Origin of the sequence: Staphylococcus sp. LCT-H4 (genome assembly GCF_001866145.1) — a bacterium.
Lineage (GTDB): Bacteria > Bacillota > Bacilli > Staphylococcales > Staphylococcaceae > Staphylococcus > Staphylococcus succinus.
In genome coordinates, this window is the sequence record NZ_MODY01000003.1 from 205,773 (window position 1) to 228,055 (window position 22,283).

Sequence of the window (22,283 nt, forward strand, 5' to 3'; positions counted from 1 at the left end):
CATCAATATTAAAGGTTATTGATTTACTTTAACCATTGAAGGTCTTAATACTCTATCTTTTAATTTATAACCACGTTGCAATTCTTGAGTGATTTCTCCTGATTCAAAATCTGGATTATCATCTTGAACAACAGCTTGGTGAACATTTGGATCAAATTGTTGACCTTCAGTTTCAATTTTTTCTAAGCCATTATTTTTTAAAGCGTTAATTAAGCTTTCATGAACCATTTCAACACCTTTTTTCAGTGATTTGAATTGTTCATCTTCGCCATCGATTTGTAACGCACGCTCAATGTTATCGATAGTTGGTAAAATATCGTTTAACACATCTTGAGCTTTATATTCTTTCATTGTTTGATTTTCTTTTTGGATTCTACGTTTATAATTTTCGAATTCTGCGTACAATCTTAAGTATTTTTCTTCTTTTTCTTGAACATCTTTTTTCAATTGTTCAATTTCTTCATCTTTAGGATCTACATCTGATTCTATCTCTTCTGTATTGTCCTCTTGCAGATTGTCTTTTACTTTGTCATTATTAGTGTCGTCAGCATTTTCAACTGTTTCATTTTCAGATGTCTGAGATTGATCTTTAACTTCTTCATTTTCTGCAGCTTGATCAAATACTGATTCATTTTTTTCTGTCATTGTCTGCCCTCCAATACAATTCTTAATTACCAAATCGTATTTAGTAATCGTATTACGTTCTGATAATTCATTGCCGTAGGTCCAATAACCGCAATTTGACCTTTAAGCCTATCATCAATGTGATATTCACTTGTGATGATAGAAATATCACTCAAACTCGATTCAATTTCATGTCCTATTTTGACGTTAATCGTCGAATGAGACATATCATCAAGTAGTTGTGTGATTTTATTTGATTCTATATATTGCAATATAGGTTGAATTGAGGAAACATTTGATTCATTTAATGCATCAATTAGTTTAACCTTTCCACCCATAAAAATGCCATTACTTTGATTATCAAAGTGGATTTCAATTGTGTGTAACATCTCTTTGATAAATTGCTTTTCAAGTTCTGATTTCACAAACGTATTTAATTCACTTTCAAATTGTTGATTATTCCATTTATTATACTTAGTAGTAACAAAATTCGATATCTTTGTGAGCTTATCATTAGATAACGGAACTTGTGTAGCTAAATGTAAATGTTCAACATGACCAGAAGTGAATACAACCACCATAATAACCAAGTGGGCATTTGCTCGAATCAAATGAATGTTGTTAATTATATCTTTTTTATGATTTGGACGCATTACCAACGTTGTATATTGAGATGCAATCGAAAGTTCATTAGCAAATGCACTCAATGTAGTAGAAATATCATAATGATTCTCGACTAGTAAATCTCTTAAACGTTGTATTTTAGTTTGTTGTTGATGAGATGTTTGTTGCAATAATTGATTCACATAATATCTAATACCTAACTCTGATGGTGAACGTCCTGACGAAGTATGTGTCTTCTCTATCAACTCTAAATCTTCGAGATGTTTCATCTCATTTCTAATAGTAGCAGGACTAACATTCAATTTGTGTCGTTCAATCAAAGTCTTAGAACCAATTGGCTGACCTAAATCAACATAATCTTCAACAATTGCATTCAGAATGCTTAATTGTCTATCACTAATCATGCTTTCACCTCATTAGCACTCTTTTGTTTCAAGTGCTAATTATAATTTATCAAATTGGTCAAAGTAAGTCAATGTTAAAGCATCGTTTTTTTTAAAATTTTAAACATTTAACAAAAACGACTCAAATACAACGTTTCCTATCACTTTTCCGCGTTCCGTCATCGAGATGTATCCTTCTTGTTCAATAATAAGTTCGCGTTCTATCAAATCATTAATAACTGTACCAAATATATTATCTATGCTTGTATTGAATTTTTGCTGAAATCTAGATTTATTGACTCCCTGATTCATTCTCAGTCCTAAAAACATTTCTTCTTCCATTTGTTCCGATAAAGTTGGGAACGTCGAATCTAAAATAGGACGTTCCTTATTTTGGATTTTTTTAATATAATGGTTTACCGGATTAACATTATTATAACGTTCACCGTTAACATAACCACTTGCACCTGCACCAAAACCATAATACCCTTCGTTTTTCCAGTACACTTTATTATGTTCTGACTCATGCCCATCTTTTCCAAAATTAGAAATTTCATACTGATGCATATCGGATTGTTCCATTCTTTCTAAGAGGTATTCATACATTTCTTCACCAATATCTTCGTTAGGAACTTTCAATTGGCCTTTACGATACATATTATAAAATTTTGTCTTAGGTTCTAATATCAATCCATAGCTAGAAATGTGATCAATATCAAGAGCCAACGCCTTTTCTAAACTATCTTTAAAATCTTCAATTGTTTGATGTGGCAAATGGTACATCAAATCTAAACTAATAGAAGGTATACCAACTTGACGTGCATTAGCTACCGATTGGTAAATATCTTCTGTTTTATGTGTTCTTCCCAGAATTTCTAATAATTCTGGATTAAATGTTTGTACTCCCATAGACAATCGGTTAACCCCAAAATCTTTAAGTAATTGAACTTTTTCTATCGTTAATTCATCTGGGTTAGCTTCGAAACTAAACTCACCTTTGATTTTAAAAATACGCGTAATAGCTACGAGTAACTTTTTAAGTTGATCATAATTTAGTGCTGTTGGGGTACCACCGCCAACAAATACAGTTTCTAATTGTCTAACATCACTTTGTTCCATTTCTTCTATTAAGCAATCTAAATACTGATCTACCGGCTGATTTTGTATAAAATACTTATTAAAATCACAATAGGTACAAATTCTTACGCAAAAAGGAATATGGATATAAGCACTTTTCACTTCCATATTGCGTTCACCTTCTTTCATTTTTTGAAGATAAGTCTATTCAACAAAAAACTGGGGCATAAATCGAATGGATTTAAGGCCCCAATGTTTAATTTATATTAATCTTCGTCCATCTTAAGCACAGCTAAAAACGCATCTTGAGGAATTTCTACATTACCTACTGCTTTCATTTTAGCTTTACCAGCTTTTTGTTTTTCTAATAATTTTCTCTTACGGCTAATATCTCCGCCATAACATTTTGACAATACATTTTTACCCATTGACTTGATGTTTGTACGTGCAACAATTTTTTGTCCAACAGCTGCTTGAACTGGCACTTCAAACTGTTGTCTTGGAATAAGTTTTTTCAATTTATCAACTAACACTTTACCACGATCATAAGCAAATTCTTTATGTACAATAAAGCTTAATGCATCTACTTTTTCACCGTTTAATAAAATGTCCATTTTCACAAGGTCACTTTCTTTATTATCAATAAATTCATAATCAAATGAAGCATATCCTTTAGTATTAGATTTAAGTTGATCAAAGAAATCGAATACTACTTCTGACAACGGTATCTCATAAATGATATTCACTCGGATATCATCCATATATTCCATGTTTACAAATTGACCACGTTTACGCTGACATAATTCCATTACTGCACCCACATAATCATTAGGAACCATCATCGTAGCCCTAACGAAAGGTTCATAAATCGTTTCAATTTTATCTCTTTCAGGCATATTTGCTGGATTATCGACTGAAACTTCTTCTCCGTTTTTCATAATACATTGGTAAATAACAGATGGTGCAGTTGCAATAAGTTCAATACCAAATTCACGCTCGATACGCTCTTGAATTATTTCCATGTGAAGCATACCTAAGAATCCTGTACGATATCCAAACCCTAACGCTTGTGATGATTCTGGTTCAAATTCGAGCGAAGCATCATTGAGTTGTAATTTTTCTAATGCATCACGTAAGTCGTTATAATCTTTATTATCTATTGGGAATAGACCACAGAAAACCATAGGATTCATTTTTTTATATCCTTGTAACGCTTGTTCAGCTGGTCGTTCCGCATGTGTAATCGTATCACCGACACGAGAGTCATCTACGTTCTTAATGCTAGCTATAATATAACCTACATCACCGACAGTTAGTTCCTCTACCGGCAATTGTTTGGGAGTATTAATCCCCACTTCAGTTACTTCGAATTCTTTACCCGTCGCCATCATCTTAATACGATCACCAGCTTTAACTATACCTTCCATGACTCTAATACCTGATACTACACCTCGATAAGGATCGTATTCAGAATCAAAAATCAAAGCTTTCAATGGCGCTTCAGGATCGCCCTCTGGTGGTGGTATAACTTCAACTATTTTTTCTAATATATCTTCAATACCAATATTAGATTTTGCACTAGCAAGAACCACATCATCTTGATCTATACCAATAACATCTTCTAATTCTTGTTTAACACGTTCTGGTTCAGCAGCAGGCAGGTCAATCTTATTAACAACAGGTAATAGCTCTAAGTCATTATCCAGTGCTAAATACACATTTGCTAAAGTTTGTGCTTCGATACCCTGTGCAGAATCGACTACCAATATTGCACCTTCACAAGCTGCCAATGATCTTGATACCTCATAAGTGAAATCTACATGTCCTGGTGTATCAATAAGATGGAATGTATATGTTTCCCCATCCTTAGCTTCATACTTTAATCGTACAGCATTTAATTTGATTGTAATACCGCGTTCTCTTTCTAAATCCATGGAATCTAGTAATTGTGCTTGCATATCTCTTGATTCAACTGATTTCGTATTTTCTAAGATTCTATCAGCTAAAGTAGATTTACCATGGTCTATATGTGCGATAATAGAAAAGTTTCTTATATTTTTACGTCTATTATAACGTTCTTGTTTATCCATGTATTATCCTTCCCACTTTCATAATTCTAGCCCGTATATGTATGACATTCTTTGATATGATAACGTTTTTGTTCTATAATTGCAAACTTACGACGCTTATACTTTAAGTTATATCATAAAAGTGGCTACTTAATTTGCCATTCCTCTTTATAGTATAGAGTGAAAGTTGCTCATTTCCAAATAGAAATGTATTATTTTCATGCTTTTAAGCGCATTGCGTAAATAAATGATTGCAGAAACCGGCTGGTTTTGATAAAATATTTCTTGTTGTAATCAAATCAAATTTGATAGCGAAGTTCATTTTTAGGAGGTGACACACATGCCAAACATTAAATCTGCAATTAAACGTGTTAAAACTACTCACACTGCTGAGGAGCGCAACATTTCTCAAAAGAATGAAATGCGTACAGCGGTTAAGAGAGCTCAATCAGCTACTGCTTCAAATGCTGATAACAAAGCTGAATTAGTTAGTTTTGCTTTGAAAAAAGTAGATAAAGCTGCTCAACGCAACTTAATCCACACTAACAAAGCTGCTCGTATCAAATCTTCACTAATGACAGCTAACAAATAATAAGAAAGTTCAAGCTATGGCTTGAACTTTTTTATTTATAATTTTAAATAAAGTTTGTGAGTAATCGATGATTACTCACTTTTTTTATGAATTTTTTATAAAGATAAAATAAAAAGTTCTAAAATGAGTTGTTTATCCATATAAGAAGATTTTAATTTATAATCTGTTTCTGCACAGCTATCTATAATATTCAACAAACTCTCTAAATGATAATGTCTTGCTTGGTTAAGTGCTAACTTCACTCTATAAGGATGAACATTAATCGTTTTTGCAATTTGTTGGCCACTATACCCTTTTTGAGACAGTATTTTACTTTGATAGAAAAGTCGATAGTTACTTGTTATAAGTGCTAAAAGTTTAATCGGTTCTTCTTTCATCGCAATCAAATCTTTGACAAGTTGTATCGCCTTTACCTTATTATTTTTTTGAATATATTCTGTTAATAGAAACACATTTTGTTCTAAACTTCTATTTACAATTTGGTCCACATCTTGTTTATTAATTGTTGCTCTTTCACCTAGAAAAAGGACTAATTTTCCTATCTCTTGCTTGACGATATTAAAGTTAATACCAGTTAATTCAATAAATAAGTTTAACGCATCTTGTTTAATATCTTTATAGTTTGAATGTAATTCATTTTTTATCCATTTTTTTATCTCTTCTTCTGACATTTGCTCTATTTTCTTTAACTGAGCTTTCTTTTTTAATGTTTTCACTAATTTTTTACGTTCGTCTAATTTGGGTTGATAGACTTCGAATACAATCATACTTTCACCATCATATTTTTCTATGAATTCTAAAAGTAAATCAATATTATGATTTAAGTCTTTAGGTGGTTTTTCTCCAGTAAAGACATATGCATTTTGTACCAAAACGGCCTTTTTATCAGAGAAAAAAGGCATTGTTAATGTCTCTTCTATTACGGATGATAAATCACTGTCATATAAATTATACTTAACAAAGTTAAAATCATCTTTGGGAGCATCTAAATAATTTTCGATAATCTCGGTCGATTTTTTTTCAATCAATTCAGGTACTTCTCCGTATACTGTAATTATATTATCGCTCATATGTAGCACCCTTTCATCACTATTACACATTAAAACATTATAGCATGCAGCTATACATCTCACTAGTTAAAATCATTACTTCCTTTCTTTTTTGATATACATATTTTCTTTGAAATCAATTGTAACTTCTCCGTGATTAGCTGTTTGATAAACTTGAGAATGATAACTAATTAATCGGTTTATAGTTTCTTGATTGGGTAAGTTATATCGGTTTTTGTGTGCTACAGAAATCAAGCTTATCTTAGGGTTAATGGTTCGTATAAAGGCCTCACTGGTACTCGTTTTACTTCCATGATGTCCAATCTTCAGCACATCAACTGCTTTTAAATTGAACTGCTTTAATAACTCATTTTCATTATTTTTGGTCGCATCGCCCATCAGTAACATTTTATATTTTTCATAGGTTATCAATGTCACAATAGAATGTTCGTTTAAATCATCTGAGGCATTTATTGTTACATCTAATAAATTTATGACTGCTTTATCTAATTTAAAATTTTGCTTTTCTCTAAAATCATACAATGGTATTTCATTATTTCTACATTGTTTTTTCAAACTGTTTAACTGCTCACTTTTCATACTCGCACTATTCAATATAATGTTTTCAATTCGATATTTTTCAATTAAATAATTTAATTCCCCTATATGATCTTGGTGTGGGTGGGTTATAATTAAATAATTAATTGTTTTTATAGCTCGTTTTTTTAAAGTTGGCAATATGTGGTATCTAGCGATATTATGTGTAGCCTTTTCGCCCTTTTCAAGTAACTTACCCCCAGTATCTATGAGCAATGTGTGCTGTTTATTTGTTTCAAATAAAATTGCATCACCTTGACCTACATTCAACATAGTTAGTCGATAATCATTAGTACTTGGTAGTACTGTCACTATGATATATATAAGTATCATTAGACCAGTCAAAATTTTGAACTTTTTATGTACAAGCGCTACTAATGCAGCTAATATCATTGCCAACGCTATTACTAAAAAATATTCATTCAATTCTGGTATATACCATTTATGCCGGCTTAAACTATAGAATATATCAACAATAATATCGTGTATTTTAATAACTAAGTTCAATAATCCTGTGAGTAATTGAATTTCAATTGGCAAATGATTGATAATGAAATAAATAAGTGTAAGAGGATATAATATAAAAACATAAAAAGGTACAAAGAATAAATTAGATATAAAGCCTATCCATTGTATTTGGTTAAAATAATGTGCACTTATAATAAGTGACCCTAATTGAGCAACAAAAGTGATATAAAACGTAGATTTAAATGCAGTCAATTTCTCTAATAAAGGTAAAGATAATAAAATAAAGAAGGTAATCATAAATGAGAATTGAAATCCTATATGATAAATTAAAGATGGGTAAATTAAAGTTAACGTTATAAAACTAAACGCTAGAATATTCATAGTATTTCGGAATATTCTTTTTGGGAGAACAATGACTATGATTGTTACTATAACTGCCCTCATTGCACTCGGTGCTAATTCTGTATATAAGACATATAATGGCAGTAATATTAAAATTACAAATTTAATAAAAAACAGTGGCATTCTAAAAAGGTTTAATACATAAAAAATAATACCTATTATAATCGCTACATGAGTGCCACTAATTGCCAAGAGATGATAGATACCAATTTCTTTATACTTCTCTAAATCATTCACATCAATATTCGTTGTATCACCGCTAATTAGCGCAATGATTTTTTCAGGACCTTTGATATGGGTCGCCTTCAATTTGTCGAATATATAGGCCTTATGCCTTTCTAAAAGGTATTGATGGCCTGATTCATTACTTTTACAACTATCCAAATCAATCGCTTTAACAAACAATGTAGCTTTATCATTGAAGCGATTATTGATTGATGACAATTCTCCCCTAACATAACATGATTTTTGGAATAATTTATTTTCTATATTATCTTTGGTGCCATGCTTTAAATAGTAATAAAATGTAAAAATTTGGTGATTAATCTCCACTTTCCCTCGTAGTTTTTGATGCTTCAATACTGGTTTAGTTAGAAAATAAGCTTGGCTTTGTAAATGCGTATTGTTATATTGCATAGTTCGTTGCTCTCTTGTATGTACTAAATCATTTTGAAACATCATAAAACTTAAAATAGGGAGTATAACGATTGATATGAATTGAATCAACTTCAATTGTTTTCTAATTGCTATGAATAATAACAATATGAAAACAAATAGTGCCATTAATCTAACATGTAACCATAAAATACCTACTAAATATGCAATTGCATAATAAATCATAATCTACTTGTTAACGAGATATTGTGCTACATGTTCTTGATTAAATTCGATTTTTTTATAATCTATACCTGATTGTGTTAATAATTTCAATGCATATTGATGATTGTGATAATCTTCAGCATAGTATATCGTTTGAATACCTGCCTGTATAATGGATTTCGTGCAGTTCAAACAAGGGAAGTGTGTAACGTAAATAGTTGCTCCTTCTGTTGAAACTCCCTGTTTAGCACATTGTAGCAACGCATTCATTTCAGCATGAATGGTACGTATACAGTGACCATCTTCTAATAAACATCCATCATCGATACAATGTACTTCCCCAGAGACAGAACCATTATATCCGCCAGCTATAATTCTATTGTCCTTGACAATCGTTGCACCTACAGACAATCTTTCACAAGTAGAGCGTAAAGCTAGTAAATGGCTTTGAGCCATAAAGTATTCTTCCCATTTAATGCGATCCATGCTGTTAAACCTCCGTTTAAATATGTATTATTAATAGAATAATTTTAATTGTAATATAAAGCAACCCATTTCTATACTGTAAAGTAACCACTTAATTTTTCAAATGTTTTATCACCAATACCTTTTATTTCTTTCAATTGCTCAACTGAATCAAAAGATCCACGCTCTTCTCTATATTCAATAATTGATTTAGCTTTCATAGGTCCTATACCAGGAATTGATAACAACTCTGTTTCAGTAACTTGATTTAAATTCAAAGTATCACTTGCCGCCATCGAACGTGAGGTATTATTTTTACTATTATCTAAATTATTATGATTATTGGATATACTTTTTTCACTTTCTCCCTTTGCAGGTATGTAAATCAACTTTTGGTCTGATAGTTTTTCAGCAAGATTTACTTTATTTAAATCCGCGTCCTTTGTGACAACTGCTTTATCTAATAATTGCTTGACCCTATCTGTTGATTTCATTTCATATACATTAGGGTGTTTAACAGCGCCTTTAATGTCGACGAACACACTAACTGTATTGTGCTCATTCATTACTTGTCGCTTACTATTAGACAAACCGCCTTCTTTAGTTGAAGATGGTTTTGGCGATGTAGCTATGTTGTCATTTGATTTATCAGTATATGTCTCAAAATCTGATTCATAGTCTTTTGTCATTATAAATTGGGAGATAATTAACAATAAAACTACTATACTTATAGACAAAATAGTGATCAATAGCTTGTTTTTTATAATCAAGCCTTTTAAAATATCCCATTGATTAAACATAAAAATCACTCCTCTATACTAAACACGTATAAAGGAGTGATTTTACTTTATTTTTTAGCAATGAAAAACAATCTATATCCTTCATCACTTGAGTTATTTATATCAAAATCAACAAATGTATGAACTTTATTGAAACCTACATGCTCTAACATATCAACATACTCACGTTTTGTATAAGTACGTTGATAATGCGATTCATTAAATCTAGCGTATTGCTCATCCTTTTGCTTAATAAAGAATGACATATCATGCCAAACACTTAAAGGTTCTTCACCTTGAACCGCTTCCCAACCAAGAAACACATTTTCCGATTCATCTATATAACTTTGGTTGTTAAATAATGTGTTCATTTTATAAACAGTATGAACATCAAACATAAAAACCCCATCAGATGATAAATGCTCAAAAACTTGGTTGAAAGTTGCCAATACATCGTCTTGTTCAGGTAAATAATTAAGTGAATCACAAAATATTGTAATTACATCAAAAGACTGATTAAGACCGAATTCAGTCATATCGCCTTCAATCCAGTTTACTTTTTTAGATTTTTGAGCTGCTATTGAAAGCATATCAACACTTAAATCCATACCCGTTACATCATCAAATTCTGTTAATAATGAAGTGAAACTGCCTGTCCCACAACCAATATCTAAAATAGATGACTTGTGCTCAGCAAAATGATTTACGATATCTAGCCAAGATTCGTAGGGCTGGTCTAAGGTTAATTGATCATAAAACAAGCTCATTTCTTCATATTGGACCATAATTAATAAACAGCCTGTACGTAAGTTTCTAGTGGTGCATCACGATACAATTTCTCTAGATTGTAATAATCGCGCTCGTCTTTGTGGAATACATGCACAACAACTTCAGATAAGTCTATAAGAATCCATCTTGCTTCATTAAAGCCTTCCATTCGCTTAACTTCAACTTCTGCTTTGTTCGCTGCATCTTTAACTGCTCGAGCTATGGATTGTACTTGTCTTTCATTGTTTCCATGACATATCACAAAATAATCCGCTACATCACTTATTTCTTTCATTTTCAAAGAAATTATATCTTCTGCTTTTTTATTCTCTGTTGCTTCGACAGCTATGTTTAATAATTGATCTGAACTCATTTAATCATCCTTTACTCTTTCGTCACTATAATTGTAATAATTCAAGCATGCAATCGTCGCGTCATAAACATTAATATCTTTACTAATTAAATGCAAAACTGTGCGCTTAGAAATTTCATAAATTGCAATATCTAAACTACCTTGATTGTATGCTAAATCTCTAATTTCTTCAACGCCTGGGGTCTGACGACCTGGCTCAATATAATCGGCAACAAACACAAGTTTCTCAGTTGGAGTCATTTGCGCCCTGCCAGTGGTATGGTTTTTTATAGCAAGTAATATTTCCTCATCTTCAATACCATACTGTTCTTCCATAATTATAGCGCACACAGGCCCATGTAATATTTCTGATCCATAACTTAATAAATTACTATCTAAATTGTGCTGTTGAACAATTTGATACATAGAACCTAAGTCGTCATATTTAGAATAATCATGAAGTATACCTGCAAGTTCAACTTTATCTTTATCGCCATCATAGATATCTGCCAACTTCACTGCAGTTTCAGCCACTCTTAGCGAATGATTAAAGCGTTTTTCAGGTAATTTTTCTTTAACTAAATCTATTGCTTGATCAATTTTCATATAATCCTTCCTCTCTGATATAACGTTCAACACTTTGAGGAACTAGCACCTGTATGTTTTCTTTATTTCTAACTCTGTCTCTAATTAATGTTGAACTAATATCAATACGTGGAATATTAACTGCTAACATGTCGTGATCGACTTCTTGTGTCGATTGATCTCTATTAACAATGATAAAAGTAATCTTAGCTTTCAATTCATTAATCTTATACCACTTATCAAGTTGATTGTACTGGTCTGTACCAATAACAAAATATATTTTAGCTTGAGGGTAATCCTTTAAAACATGCATCACTGTATCATAAGTATAACTTTGTCCTTCTCGTTCAATCTCATCAAGATAAATTTCGCCAAACCCAAGCTCACCAATAGCACATTGTATCATTTTCACTCTATCAGAAGCATTCAAGTATTCTTTATGTACTTTTAATGGTGACATAAAGCTTGGTATAAAATAAAATTTATCTGGGTTTACTCTATGATGAACCTCACTTGCTACAGCCATATGAGCAGTATGAATCGGGTTGAATTGTCCACCATATAATACAATTGATTTAACCATTATGGTAATTGAATGTGTTTGTTGTCTTGTGATTCTTTATACAATACAATCATTGACCCGATAACTTGAACGATATCACTGCGTGTTGCATCACTTAAACTTTGGGCTAAATCATTTTTATCCTCAGAGTTATTTTGCAATACATGTATTTTTATTAATTCTCTATTTTCTAATGTATCTTTAATTTGAGTCACCATATTATCACTAATGCCTGATTTTCCTATTTGAAAAACTGGATCTACATTATGTGCCTTACTACGTAAAAACCTTTTTTGTTTACCTGTTAACATATTTTTTCTCCTTTTATAAGCGTTTTAAAACAGCATCTTTCATGACTTGAATTTGCGATGTTTTTCCTGTCCATATTTTAAAACTCTCAGCGCCTTGATATACAAACATATCCAACCCATTGTGTACGGGGTTTCCTTTGGCCTCAGCAACTTTCAAAATAGGTGTTTTAAAAGGAATATACACGATATCACTAACCAAAGTATGTGCTGATAATTGATCTAGACTGATAACGACGTCTTTATTATCTTTCATACCAGCTGGTGTAGTATTGATTACAATATCAAATTCCGAAAGCGCAGCTTCCGCTTCTTTTAAACTTATTTTATTTACTTCTAAATTCCAATGCTCAAATCTATCTAGAGATCTATTTGCGACAGTTAAAGTCGGTTGTACATATTTCGCAAGTTCACTAGCTATACCTTTACTTGCTCCACCAGCGCCTATAATTAAAATATGTGCACTTTTCAAATCTGGATAAACTTGTTTAAGACCAGTTACATATCCAATACCATCTGTATTATAACCAATCCATTTACCATTTTCGATTTTTACAGTATTGACCGCACCTACCGTTTTGGCTTGATCATCTATATCATCTAAATACGGTATAATACGCTCTTTATGCGGTATCGTAACATTAAATCCAGATAAGGACTTTTCATTAATAATCTCTTTTATAAGATGGAATTGCTTTTCCGAGATATTAATTGCTTCGTATGTTGAATTATCATTTATCGCTTCAAAATTTGCATTATGCATAACTGGTGATAATGAATGATCAATAGGGTTACCTATTACTGCATACTTCATATTAAATCCACCTTACATTATTGAATTTCTTAAAACAACATCGACATTTTTAGGAACACGTACTATCACTTTAGCACCTTCGTCGATTGTAATAAATCCTAATCCAGAAATCATAACATCTCGTTTTTCCTTACCAGTTTCTAACCTAACTGCTTTAATATCTTGTAAATCAAAATTTTCAGGGTTATTAGGTGGTGCTAGCAATGAACCGAGTTGATTACGCCATAACTCATTAGCATTTTCTGTTTTAGTTCTATGGATATTAAGCTCATTTGAAAAATAACATACTAATGGTCTTCTGCCGCCACTTACATAATCTATACGCGCTAAACCACCAAAAAATAAAGTTTGTCCTTCATTTAATTGGTATATGCGTTGTTTAATTTCCTTTTTAGGCATAATGGTTTTAAGTTCATTTTCGGTAACGAAATGTGTCATTTGATGCGCTTGTATAACACCTGGCGTATCATACATAAATGTTTTTTCGTCCAATGGAATATCTATCATATCTAAAGTAGTACCCGGGAATCTTGAAGTTGTAACGACATCTTTCTCTCCCACACTGCGTTCAATCAATTTATTGATTAGTGTAGATTTCCCAACATTTGTAGTACCAACAATATAAACATCTTCATGATTACGAAGTGTATTAATGGAAGTTAATAAATCTTCAATACCTTCATTCTTTTCAGCAGAAATCAATACCACATCTTCAGCTTCTAAGCCATATTTACGTGCCGTTTTCTTAAGCCATTCTTTAACGCGACGTTTATTAATTTGTTTAGGTAATAAATCCATTTTATTACCCACAAGTATAATCTTTTTGTTTCCAACAATTCTTTTAATCGCATTGATAAAAGAACCCTCAAAATCAAATACATCTACAACATTAACAATAATGCCATTTTTTTCTGCTAAACCATTCAATAAATTTAAAAAGTCCTCACTCTCTAAACCTACATCCTGTACTTCATTATAATTTTTCAACCTAAAACATCTTTTACATATTACATCTTCTCGATATAAATTATGCTCAGGTACATATCCTGGTGCATCTGGATCTTCGGCTTGCAATGGCGCGCCGCATCCTATACATTTTAAAATTTCAGTTTCATTCAATCAATTTTCCTCCCATGTGATATATCCTTTTTTACGAAAATGCTGTAATAATCTTCGTTCAATCATTCTATTGAATTTAGTAATAAAACCATCTGTTTGTTTGACTGGCACTACCATTATTGTAAACAAGCCACGTCTATTTCCACCAAAAACATCTGTCAGCATTTGATCGCCAATAACCACTATTTCAGAAGGGTCTAATTGCATTGATTTTGCAGCTCGGTCAAATGCACGTCCACGTGGTTTTTTAGCTTTGAAAATATAATCAACATTTAATGACTTCGAAAAACTACCTACGCGTTTTTCGTTATTATTAGAGACTATTGTTACAGTAATGCCCAATGCTCTAGCTTTATCAAACCAATTTTTAACCGCTTCTGTTGGTGCGGCTTCATCCCAACCTACTAACGTATTATCTAAGTCAGTAACAATACCTTTTACACCTGATGCTGAAAGTTTTTGAAAATCGATTTGAAAAATCGATTGTACATATTCATTTGGCATAAAATAATTCTTTATCATACCCATTATTTATTTTCACCTTTTTATATAGATTTAATTAAGCTTTCTACAATTTTACTAGAAGAAATAGCTGCTTTTTCTAAAAATGCTTCAAAAGTAATACCTGCATCGCCATCAGCCAAATCAGAAATCGCACGAGTGATAATAAATGGCAAATTAAATTGATAACACGTTTGTGCAATTGCAGTGGCTTCCATTTCTGCTGCCATTGCTTGTGGGAAATTTGTTTTTATTTGTAGTCTTTGTTCACTTGTTCCAATAAAACTATCACCACTTACAATCAAACCAGTTTTAGCAACAAGATTTTGTTCATTAATTGCAATTATAGCCTTATCATAAAGTTGCTTATCCGCAGTAAATTGAGCCGGCATTTGTGGGATTTGTCCTAATTGATATCCAAACGCTCTTGCATCTGCATCATGATAAGATACCATATCGCTCACTACAATATCACCAACATTTAACGATGTATCTAATGCGCCAGCTGATCCAGTGTTAATAACTAATTCTGGTTTGAATTTTTCAATTAGTAATGTAGTAGAAATTGCTACATTCACTTTACCTATACCACTTTGTGTGAGTACTACTTCTTTACCTTGTAATTTCCCTTTATAAAATATCACATGCGCAATATTGATTTCTTCTAATTCTATAAGTTTATCTTTTAAGATTGCTACCTCTTCTTCCATAGCACCTATAATACCTATCATTATAATTCACCTCATCTTAAAATCCTAGCCTTTGCTATTCTACCACATTTATATTGATACCTCGATCATTGTTACAATATTTATATTAAATTCTATGCATTCATTAGCTAGCATATATACTACCTCAATAACTACTTATTGTAACCGCTCTACTTAGGATAAATTGTTACATAGACTCTTACTTAATTTCATAAATTGTATACATAAAATCAAAAACTCTAAATAATACAGATTTGGCTGTACCATTTAGAGTCATTTTAGAAATAAGTATTTAACTACCCCATAATTCTGTTAAACCTTGAAGTGAAAAAATGCCTGTAACGAGTGTAACCACAACTGCAACAATTCCAAAAATCAACATCCAAGTCGGGTGGCGATAATCGCCAACTATAGATTTCCGTTTACTCGCTACTAATACTGTTCCTAAAGTAATCGGCAAAATCAAACCATTAAGCGCACCTGCAACAATAAGCAATGTAACTGGTTTGCCTAGTGATAAAAATACTAATGTAGAAATAACGATAAATGTTATGACAATGATATTCGTTTTATCATATACAGATTTATGCAGTGTCTTTAAAAACGTTGCACTTGTGTATGCAGATCCTATCACTGAAGACATTGCTGCAGCAAAAAGTACTATACCGAATATGTTTCTACCGACTGGGCCTAAAACATGTTCAAACACTGACGCAGGTGGATTTTCTGAACTTAATGAAACACCCGTCACAACTACACCAAGTACTGCTAAAAACAATAAGGTTCTCAATACACCTGTAGTTAAAATTCCAGAAACTGCAGCTTTATTTACAAACGGCAAATATTCTTTACCTTTAATTCCAGAATCTAGTATTCTATGTGCACCTGCAAATGTAATATAACCACCGACTGTCCCTCCAACCAATGTAATAATTGGCAATACAAGTGCGAGGGGTTGTTCAGGCATAACTAGATGTTTGGCTGCTTCTGCATAAGGGGGATTCGCTTTAAACATAACAAATGCTACCACGACAATCATCAATATCCCTAGAGACATTGTGACTACATCCATAATCTTTTGACCACTTTTACTTATAAATATACCTATTGATAAAATCGCGGTAATCGCAGCGCCCACTTTAACATCTAAACCAAAAATTGCATTTAAACCTAATCCTGCACCTGCAATATTACCTATGTTAAATGCTAAACCGCCAATAGCGATTAATATTGAAATAAAAGTACCAAGACCACTAACAATTTCGTTAGCTACTTCTTGGCCACGTTTACCTGTAACAACTAATACTCTCCAAATATTTATTTGTGCTCCGATATCTATAAGAATAGATAATAAAATAGCAAACGCAAAACTCGAAGTAAACTGAGCCGTAAAAACCGCTGTTTGCGTTAAGAATGCTGGCCCTATCGCTGATGTTGCCATTAAAAATACTGATCCTAATAGTAGTCTTTTATGTTCTTTTGTAAACTCAAAATCTTTACCTTGAGCTTTCAACTTTTTCCCCATAAATAATTTATCCCCCTAATTTCGTTATAGAAACGCCTTCTTTCGATAATCTTTCCTTGATTTCAGATACAAATTCAAGTGCATGTGCACCATCACCATGTACACAAATTGTATCTGCTTCTATGTCTATTTCTCGATTATTTTTTGTGATTACGCTTTTCGACTTAACCATTTTAACCACTTGTGCTATTGCTTCGTTAGTATCAGTGATTAATGCATCATCCGCTTTACGGCTGACAAGTTGGCCATCGTCTTCATATCTTCTATCTGCGAATACTTCAGAAGCTGTTTTGAGACCAATTTTTTGGGCTTCTGAAATTAACAAAGTATTAGAGAGACCTACATAGTATAGTGATTCATCAAAATCATATACTCCTTGAGCAATCGCATGCGCAATATCTTTATCTCTGGCTCCCATTTGATAAAGAGCGCCATGTGGTTTCACATGATTAATTTTAACATTATGAATTTTACAAAAACCACTTAATGCACCAAGTTGATAAATGACAGTATCATAGATTTCATCAGGCGATAAGTCCATATTCCGTCGTCCAAACCCTTGAAGGTCCGGTAACCCTGGATGCGCGCCAATACCTATATTATGTTCTTTTGCGCGTTTAATCGTTTGATTCATAACATGCTGATCACCAGCATGAAAACCACATGCAACATTTGCAGAAGTAATAAGCGGAATAATTTGTTCGTCCCCGCCAAATGAATAATTACCGAATGCCTCACCTAAATCACAATTTAAATCAACTTTCATTATGATACCCCCTTGATAATTTGATGTCTATCCAAAAATTTAATATCTACATCTTTAGCGTCCCCATCTGCATATAACGGATAAGATAATACTGCATACAGAAAGTCGGCAGTCGTTGTAAATCCATCTATCACCATTTCATCCAATGTAACTTTTAATTTCTTTATGGCTAATTCACGATTCGGCGCTTTTACAATCACTTTGGCTACAAGCGAATCATAATGAGGTGATACAGTGTAACCTTGATAGAGCAAACTATCCACACGCACATTAAACCCTTGAGGTAAATGTAACTGTTTCACTGTGCCTGGAGAAGGTTGGAATTTACGTTCTGGATTTTCGGCATTAATTCTTGCTTCAATAACATGTCCATCAAACTGCACATCCTCTTGTGTGAATGGTAATGTGCCATGTTGTAAAAGGTATAATTGTGCCTGCAACAAGTCTCTATTTGCTCTCATCTCTGTCACAGTATGCTCTACTTGAATACGTGCATTCATTTCAATGAAAAAATAAGCTTCTTTTGTTACTAGAAATTCTATAGTTCCAGCACTTCTATAATTTGATGCTTTTGCAACTTTGACAGCATCATTACACATAGCTGCTCTCGTTTCTTCAGATATCGCTGCACAAGGCGATTCTTCGATTAATTTTTGATTCTTTCTCTGCACTGAACAATCTCTTTCGCCTAAGTGTATGTATGCGTTACTACCATCACCCATGACTTGTACTTCTACGTGTTTGGCAACTGGTATAAAAGCTTCCACATAAATTCGATCATCATCAAAGTATTTTTTACCTTCGCCCTTAGCTTCCTTATATGATTGTTCCAACATATCTTCTGTTTTAACAATTCTGATACCTTTACCACCGCCACCACTTGCCGCTTTTAATACAAGTGGGAAACCAATGTCCTTAGCAATCGTCTTCACTTCATCTAATGATTTAATATCATCCGTAGATCCAGGAATAATTGGAACGCCTGCTTTCTCAACTGTTTGACGGGCAGTTATTTTATCTCCCATCATTTCCATTGTTTTTTTAGTGGGACCAATAAAGTAAAGGCCATTCTCTTCAACTTTTTCAGCAAAAGATACGCTCTCTGATAAAAATCCATAACCTGGATGTATAGCATTGGCTCCGCTAATTTTTGCAGCACTGATAATTCGATCTTGATTTAAATAACTGTCTAATGGATTAACATCACCTATACAAATAGCTTGGTCCGCTAAACTTACATGTAAACTAGTTTCATCCCCTAAAGCATAAATAGCAACTGTTTTAATATCTAATTCTCTACATGCTCGAATAATACGAACAGCTATTTCACCTCTGTTTGCAATTAACACACGATACAAGAAAAACACCCCTTTTTTGAACTTATTTTACTTTGACGATTGTTTGATTATATTCTACATTTGAACCATGTGTAACGAGGATTTCATCAATGACACCATCAACTTCACTCGTAACCTCATTCATGACTTTCATCGCTTCAATATAACCAATTGTATCCCCTTGTTTGATTGTATCTCCTACTTTAATTAATGGATTGGTCAGTTCTTTTTCATCTTGCAGGAAGAATGTTCCTACCATAGGCGCTTTTACAGCTTTGAATTGCTCTACACTTTGCACTTGATTTGAGTCATTACTATATTGGCTTTCTAAAGTGCTTTGTTGAGTTGCCCATCCACTTTCATTATTTTCAGAAAAATCAAGCTCTATTTCACTATCCTGATCTTTATACTTAAATTTCTTTACCTTATTAGATTTCACTAAATTTATTAATTGCTCTATTTTTTCAATGTTCATTGTGATTCCCCTTTTAATAACTTTTTAATTCGTATAGATGTAGATCTTAGTTGTGATATATCATAAATTGGCATAGTTTCAATTCTTTCAAGTTGCGTTTTGAAATCAACTTCTTTTTGTTTTAATTTTTGAGTTGCTGCTTCTACAGAAATCCATTCAAAATAAATTACGTCCCCTGGTTTTTTTTGAGCCAAAATTGATAAATCGATAGCACTAACTGTTGCAATTTTTGTATATCCACCTACTGTTTGTTTATCATTCAGCAAAATAATAGGATTTCCATCGTTAGGTACTTGAATACTCCCTAAAGCTACAGGTTCAGAAATGATATCTGCACCATTTTGGGGAGGGATGGTTTTACCATGCAAACGAAAACCCATGCGATCTGATTTTTCAGAAATCTTATATTCTGTTGATGTTAAAGTAGCTATCTTAGCTTGAGTAAATGCATTAATCTGCGGACCTTCAATAATATGAATTGTTTGTTGTTTAAAAATATCTGTATCCCGTTGAGCGCTATATCCTAAATGTACTGCATAGTTTTCGTTACAAATACAATGAATAGTATCATTTTGTTTTAAACTACGACCTTGAAACCCACCAATTTTACTTCGCACATGGGTTGCATAACTATTAGCTACTTTAGGTATATCTATTGGATTTCCGAACAAAATATAACCTCTAGCCCCTTCAATTGCAGACCCTAACGTTAAGACGTCTCCTTTTCTTGCTTTTATCACTGTATGACTAGGTATGTTGCAATCATTTAATTGGGAATTAAAGTCTGCACCAGTGATAACAAATGTATTTTCTTCTAAAAATTGAATTACAGGACCTATAACGGTACATTCTATCGCTGGCCCTTTATTACCAATCAATGTTTGGCCTAGCATGAAAGCATAAATATCTAAGGCACCAGCAGTGGAAAAACCTTGATCTTGATAACCAATTCTCCCCTTATCTTGCACCGTACTAAACAGTCCTGGTTTAATTATTTTTATACTCATATTAATTTTCCACCCACTTATCTATATTAAAATTATTATGCCTTTGTTCTTCCACTATTTCATGGTAAGTTTCTTCTGTTATAGAATAAAATTTAATATAGTCCCCAGCTGCATATAAACACATTACTTCTCTATGAATATCGAAGACATTGAGTGGTGTTCTTCCTATAATTTGCCACCCGCCTGGTGACTCTTTTGGATATAGTCCTGTCTGATTGTTCGCAATACCTACAGAACCTGCAGGTATACGTGTTCTAGGGTCTTGACGCCGCGGTGTATGCAACTTTTCATTCAAACCCCCTAAGAATGGAAAGCCTGGCATAAAACCAAGCATATAAATTAAATATGTATTATTCGTATGCATTTGAACAACAGCATCGGTCGATATTTTATTATAGTTCGCTACTTCCTCTAAATCTTGACCATACTCTCCACCGTATAGCACTGGTATATGTACGGTTTTATGATGACTCACTTCGTTGTTGAATTGCGTTAAATCAAGCTTGTCTAGTTCCAACTCAGATACAATTTTTTTTATATCGCTTTGATTTGTATCTATATACAACAAAATCGCTCGATACGAAGGTACTATTTCAATAATTGCTGGATTATTTTGTAATTTAATATATTGCTCTACTTGTTGTACTTTTTGGAACGTTTCAGCCTCGATGTGATTGTTAAAGTAAATCATAATCGATTGTTCGTTAATAAACTTAAATTCCAAAACATACTCCCCTTTGTTATATGCTTAATTAATTTTATAAAACAATAAATTGAGCACTTAATATTTTCATTGTATCATCGATAGAAAATAAACTTAATTTCATTAACTTATTAAAAGCAATAAGTTAATTTAATAGTTAAATGACTCTAATATATTCAAATATTTCGTAGTAATTTTTAAAGTTTTAAATTGTTTATTGCTAATAATTTACCAAAAAATACATAACAAGTATATAAATATATCAATTAACATAAAACCCCCTTAATACATTAAATGTATTAAGGGGGTTTTATGTTTTATTTAATATTAACTATTTTAACGTTGATTTCGCCGCCATTTGGCAATGGCACGCGTACTTCATCATCTAATTTTTTACCGATTAAACTTTTAGCTAAAGGAGATTCATTAGAAATTTTACCTTTAAAGGCATCTGATTCTGCTGAACCAACGATTTGGTAACTTTCCTCTTCATCTCCAGGTAATTCAATAAATGTCACTGTTTTACCGATTTGTACTTGGTTGTTATCTCCAGTATCTTCAATAATAAGTGCATTACGTAACATATGTTCTACGCGCTGGATATCTTGTTCAATAAAACCTTGCTCATCTTTAGCAGCATCGTATTCTGAATTCTCTGATAGATCGCCAAATGAACGCGCAATTTTAATTTTTTCAACAACTTCTGGTCGTTTAACTGTTTTTAACTCTTCAAGTTCAAGTTCTAATTTCTCAAAACCTTCTTGAGTCATTGGATATTGCTTTTGATTTTCCATTGTGTCATC

Annotated in this window: 25 protein-coding genes; 1 reads left to right on the top strand and 24 read right to left on the bottom strand. The window is 32.4% G+C overall.

From position 1 onward, the window contains the following. Positions 1-15: 15 nt before the first annotated feature. The 4 genes from grpE to lepA all read right to left on the bottom strand — a co-directional run bounded on the left by grpE (position 16) and on the right by lepA (position 4,798). Complete coding sequence (gene grpE, locus BK821_RS09930; RefSeq protein WP_046836579.1) at positions 16-645, bottom strand: nucleotide exchange factor GrpE; 630 nt, start codon at positions 643-645, stop codon at positions 16-18. A gap of 26 nt (positions 646-671) precedes the next feature. Then, entirely contained in the window at positions 672-1,652 is a 981-nt protein-coding gene (hrcA, locus tag BK821_RS09935; RefSeq protein WP_046836580.1) for a heat-inducible transcriptional repressor HrcA, read from the bottom strand. Positions 1,653-1,751: 99 nt separating this feature from the next. Next, positions 1,752-2,876, bottom strand: a complete 1,125-nt coding sequence (gene hemW / locus BK821_RS09940) for a radical SAM family heme chaperone HemW (RefSeq protein WP_046836581.1) — start codon at positions 2,874-2,876, stop codon at positions 1,752-1,754. Positions 2,877-2,974: 98 nt separating this feature from the next. Then, the gene (gene lepA / locus BK821_RS09945; protein ID WP_046836582.1) at positions 2,975-4,798 is read right to left on the bottom strand and encodes a translation elongation factor 4; all 1,824 of its coding nucleotides are present in this window, start codon (positions 4,796-4,798) and stop codon (positions 2,975-2,977) included. A 319-nt stretch (positions 4,799-5,117) separates the two neighbouring features. Here lepA and rpsT point away from each other — a divergent pair, with 319 nt between their 5' ends. Continuing rightward, positions 5,118-5,369, top strand: coding sequence for a 30S ribosomal protein S20 (rpsT, locus tag BK821_RS09950; RefSeq protein ID WP_046836583.1), 252 nt, complete (start codon positions 5,118-5,120; stop codon positions 5,367-5,369). 95 nt (positions 5,370-5,464) lie between these two features. Here the strand turns inward: rpsT and holA are convergent, their stop codons facing one another. From holA to greA, 20 genes are all read right to left on the bottom strand, one after another. After that, complete coding sequence (gene holA / locus BK821_RS09955) at positions 5,465-6,439, bottom strand: DNA polymerase III subunit delta (RefSeq protein ID WP_046836584.1); 975 nt, start codon at positions 6,437-6,439, stop codon at positions 5,465-5,467. Between the two features lie 75 nt (positions 6,440-6,514). Next, entirely contained in the window at positions 6,515-8,725 is a 2,211-nt protein-coding gene (locus BK821_RS09960) for a DNA internalization-related competence protein ComEC/Rec2 (RefSeq protein ID WP_256201628.1), read from the bottom strand. 3 nt (positions 8,726-8,728) lie between these two features. Further along, positions 8,729-9,190 carry a ComE operon protein 2 gene (locus tag BK821_RS09965; protein ID WP_046836585.1) on the bottom strand — a complete coding sequence of 154 codons (462 nt, stop codon included), beginning with the start codon at positions 9,188-9,190 and terminating at the stop codon, positions 8,729-8,731. A 71-nt stretch (positions 9,191-9,261) separates the two neighbouring features. Then, entirely contained in the window at positions 9,262-9,858 is a 597-nt protein-coding gene (locus tag BK821_RS09970) for a helix-hairpin-helix domain-containing protein (RefSeq protein ID WP_177165132.1), read from the bottom strand. 158 nt (positions 9,859-10,016) lie between these two features. Further along, positions 10,017-10,733 (bottom strand): class I SAM-dependent DNA methyltransferase, encoded by a 717-nt coding sequence (locus tag BK821_RS09975; protein WP_046836587.1) that lies wholly within the window; start codon positions 10,731-10,733, stop codon positions 10,017-10,019. Positions 10,734-10,735: 2 nt separating this feature from the next. Then, complete coding sequence (rsfS, locus tag BK821_RS09980; protein WP_046836588.1) at positions 10,736-11,089, bottom strand: ribosome silencing factor; 354 nt, start codon at positions 11,087-11,089, stop codon at positions 10,736-10,738. After that, the gene (yqeK, locus tag BK821_RS09985) at positions 11,090-11,674 is read right to left on the bottom strand and encodes a bis(5'-nucleosyl)-tetraphosphatase (symmetrical) YqeK (protein ID WP_046836589.1); all 585 of its coding nucleotides are present in this window, start codon (positions 11,672-11,674) and stop codon (positions 11,090-11,092) included. Then, the gene (gene nadD, locus BK821_RS09990) at positions 11,664-12,236 is read right to left on the bottom strand and encodes a nicotinate (nicotinamide) nucleotide adenylyltransferase (protein WP_046836590.1); all 573 of its coding nucleotides are present in this window, start codon (positions 12,234-12,236) and stop codon (positions 11,664-11,666) included. The genes yqeK and nadD overlap by 11 nt, the downstream gene beginning before the upstream one ends. Next, positions 12,236-12,526 (bottom strand): ribosome assembly RNA-binding protein YhbY, encoded by a 291-nt coding sequence (gene yhbY / locus BK821_RS09995; protein WP_046836591.1) that lies wholly within the window; start codon positions 12,524-12,526, stop codon positions 12,236-12,238. The genes nadD and yhbY overlap by 1 nt, the downstream gene beginning before the upstream one ends. A 13-nt stretch (positions 12,527-12,539) precedes the next feature. Continuing rightward, complete coding sequence (gene aroE / locus BK821_RS10000) at positions 12,540-13,337, bottom strand: shikimate dehydrogenase (RefSeq protein WP_071331617.1); 798 nt, start codon at positions 13,335-13,337, stop codon at positions 12,540-12,542. 12 nt (positions 13,338-13,349) lie between these two features. After that, positions 13,350-14,456, bottom strand: a complete 1,107-nt coding sequence (yqeH, locus tag BK821_RS10005) for a ribosome biogenesis GTPase YqeH (protein WP_046836593.1) — start codon at positions 14,454-14,456, stop codon at positions 13,350-13,352. Beyond that, complete coding sequence (locus tag BK821_RS10010; RefSeq protein ID WP_046836594.1) at positions 14,457-14,984, bottom strand: YqeG family HAD IIIA-type phosphatase; 528 nt, start codon at positions 14,982-14,984, stop codon at positions 14,457-14,459. A gap of 17 nt (positions 14,985-15,001) precedes the next feature. After that, positions 15,002-15,688, bottom strand: a complete 687-nt coding sequence (gene mtnN, locus BK821_RS10015; protein ID WP_046836595.1) for a 5'-methylthioadenosine/S-adenosylhomocysteine nucleosidase — start codon at positions 15,686-15,688, stop codon at positions 15,002-15,004. Between the two features lie 271 nt (positions 15,689-15,959). Then, positions 15,960-17,192 (bottom strand): NRAMP family divalent metal transporter, encoded by a 1,233-nt coding sequence (locus tag BK821_RS10020; RefSeq protein WP_046836596.1) that lies wholly within the window; start codon positions 17,190-17,192, stop codon positions 15,960-15,962. Between the two features lie 7 nt (positions 17,193-17,199). Then, positions 17,200-17,958, bottom strand: coding sequence for a 5-oxoprolinase subunit PxpA (gene pxpA, locus BK821_RS10025; RefSeq protein WP_071331618.1), 759 nt, complete (start codon positions 17,956-17,958; stop codon positions 17,200-17,202). Next, positions 17,958-19,316 carry an acetyl-CoA carboxylase biotin carboxylase subunit gene (locus BK821_RS10030; RefSeq protein WP_071331619.1) on the bottom strand — a complete coding sequence of 453 codons (1,359 nt, stop codon included), beginning with the start codon at positions 19,314-19,316 and terminating at the stop codon, positions 17,958-17,960. The genes pxpA and BK821_RS10030 overlap by 1 nt, the downstream gene beginning before the upstream one ends. Before the next feature lie 22 nt (positions 19,317-19,338). Beyond that, a complete protein-coding gene (locus BK821_RS10035; protein ID WP_046836599.1) occupies positions 19,339-19,770 on the bottom strand; it encodes an acetyl-CoA carboxylase biotin carboxyl carrier protein in 432 nt (143 codons plus the stop codon). Then, the gene (locus BK821_RS10040; protein ID WP_071331620.1) at positions 19,767-20,777 is read right to left on the bottom strand and encodes a 5-oxoprolinase subunit C family protein; all 1,011 of its coding nucleotides are present in this window, start codon (positions 20,775-20,777) and stop codon (positions 19,767-19,769) included. The genes BK821_RS10035 and BK821_RS10040 overlap by 4 nt, the downstream gene beginning before the upstream one ends. 1 nt (position 20,778) lies before the next feature. Continuing rightward, positions 20,779-21,501, bottom strand: coding sequence for a 5-oxoprolinase subunit PxpB (pxpB, locus tag BK821_RS10045; RefSeq protein ID WP_046836601.1), 723 nt, complete (start codon positions 21,499-21,501; stop codon positions 20,779-20,781). A gap of 296 nt (positions 21,502-21,797) precedes the next feature. Beyond that, positions 21,798-22,274 carry a transcription elongation factor GreA gene (gene greA, locus BK821_RS10050; RefSeq protein WP_046836602.1) on the bottom strand — a complete coding sequence of 159 codons (477 nt, stop codon included), beginning with the start codon at positions 22,272-22,274 and terminating at the stop codon, positions 21,798-21,800. Positions 22,275-22,283 lie beyond the last annotated feature (9 nt).

Coding starts and splice junctions, on each gene's coding strand:
- grpE (WP_046836579.1), bottom strand. CDS start 645: ATGACAGAAAAAAATGAATCAGTATTTGATCAAGCTGCAGAAAATGAA.
- hrcA (WP_046836580.1), bottom strand. CDS start 1,652: ATGATTAGTGATAGACAATTAAGCATTCTGAATGCAATTGTTGAAGAT.
- hemW (WP_046836581.1), bottom strand. CDS start 2,876: ATGGAAGTGAAAAGTGCTTATATCCATATTCCTTTTTGCGTAAGAATT.
- lepA (WP_046836582.1), bottom strand. CDS start 4,798: ATGGATAAACAAGAACGTTATAATAGACGTAAAAATATAAGAAACTTT.
- rpsT (WP_046836583.1), top strand. CDS start 5,118: ATGCCAAACATTAAATCTGCAATTAAACGTGTTAAAACTACTCACACT.
- holA (WP_046836584.1), bottom strand. CDS start 6,439: ATGAGCGATAATATAATTACAGTATACGGAGAAGTACCTGAATTGATT.
- BK821_RS09960 (WP_256201628.1), bottom strand. CDS start 8,725: ATGATTTATTATGCAATTGCATATTTAGTAGGTATTTTATGGTTACAT.
- BK821_RS09965 (WP_046836585.1), bottom strand. CDS start 9,190: ATGGATCGCATTAAATGGGAAGAATACTTTATGGCTCAAAGCCATTTA.
- BK821_RS09970 (WP_177165132.1), bottom strand. CDS start 9,858: ATGACAAAAGACTATGAATCAGATTTTGAGACATATACTGATAAATCA.
- BK821_RS09975 (WP_046836587.1), bottom strand. CDS start 10,733: ATGGTCCAATATGAAGAAATGAGCTTGTTTTATGATCAATTAACCTTA.
- rsfS (WP_046836588.1), bottom strand. CDS start 11,089: ATGAGTTCAGATCAATTATTAAACATAGCTGTCGAAGCAACAGAGAAT.
- yqeK (WP_046836589.1), bottom strand. CDS start 11,674: ATGAAAATTGATCAAGCAATAGATTTAGTTAAAGAAAAATTACCTGAA.
- nadD (WP_046836590.1), bottom strand. CDS start 12,236: ATGGTTAAATCAATTGTATTATATGGTGGACAATTCAACCCGATTCAT.
- yhbY (WP_046836591.1), bottom strand. CDS start 12,526: ATGTTAACAGGTAAACAAAAAAGGTTTTTACGTAGTAAGGCACATAAT.
- aroE (WP_071331617.1), bottom strand. CDS start 13,337: ATGAAGTATGCAGTAATAGGTAACCCTATTGATCATTCATTATCACCA.
- BK821_RS10010 (WP_046836594.1), bottom strand. CDS start 14,984: ATGGGTATGATAAAGAATTATTTTATGCCAAATGAATATGTACAATCG.
- mtnN (WP_046836595.1), bottom strand. CDS start 15,688: ATGATAGGTATTATAGGTGCTATGGAAGAAGAGGTAGCAATCTTAAAA.
- BK821_RS10020 (WP_046836596.1), bottom strand. CDS start 17,192: ATGGGGAAAAAGTTGAAAGCTCAAGGTAAAGATTTTGAGTTTACAAAA.
- pxpA (WP_071331618.1), bottom strand. CDS start 17,958: ATGAAAGTTGATTTAAATTGTGATTTAGGTGAGGCATTCGGTAATTAT.
- BK821_RS10035 (WP_046836599.1), bottom strand. CDS start 19,770: ATGAACATTGAAAAAATAGAGCAATTAATAAATTTAGTGAAATCTAAT.
- BK821_RS10040 (WP_071331620.1), bottom strand. CDS start 20,777: ATGAGTATAAAAATAATTAAACCAGGACTGTTTAGTACGGTGCAAGAT.
- greA (WP_046836602.1), bottom strand. CDS start 22,274: ATGGAAAATCAAAAGCAATATCCAATGACTCAAGAAGGTTTTGAGAAA.